Source organism: Intrasporangium mesophilum (genome assembly GCF_054783095.1).
On record NZ_BAAGRF010000037.1, the window covers coordinates 1 to 558 of the forward strand.

At 67.2% G+C, this 558-nt stretch carries 1 protein-coding gene; it reads right to left on the reverse strand.

Annotated elements, in window-relative coordinates:
- Positions 1–63 precede the first annotated feature (63 nt).
- Positions 64–558 (reverse strand): integrase core domain-containing protein (locus ACYVLP_RS23455; RefSeq protein ID WP_460629704.1); only part of this gene is annotated, 495 nt, incomplete at its 5' end.

The following is a 558-nucleotide window of genomic DNA, read 5'->3' on the forward strand; positions in this document are numbered from 1 at the left end:
CTGTTGACCTCCGGCTGATGGTTGACAGTTCGATGCCGGTTGATCCTTGACACTCGAATCTGTTCAGTTTGCCGTGTTCCTTGGGGTCTTGGTTGTGGCGCCTCCCAGTGGTCTCTTGTTGCGCACGGGTCCGGTGCTGTCGCGTTTGACGGTGCGCAGCAGCTCGTTGCCGATCCAGAACTGCAGGATGTCGGGTGCGACGTGCACGTCGCAGCGTTCTCCGGCCCGGTGCCGGCCCACGGACACCTGCTGCCAGGACACGCACACGACCCCGACCGTGGATACCTTGCGGGCCACCCACTCGGGACCGGTGCGGTCCGGCTCGGCCGTGAGCGGCCGTCGGGGCGCGGTGCCGTACCGTTCTGCGGGAGTGTGCATCTCGAGCGCCTGGTGCGGCCGGTCGTGGTTGTACGAACTCACCCACGCGTCCAGCCGAGCCTGGGCCTGGGCCAGGCTGGGGAGCACGGTTCCGGTGAGGAACTCGGCCCGCAGCGACCGGTGGAACCGCTCGATCTTGCCGGTCGTCGTGGGCGAGCGAGGCTTGGTCAGCAGGTGTTC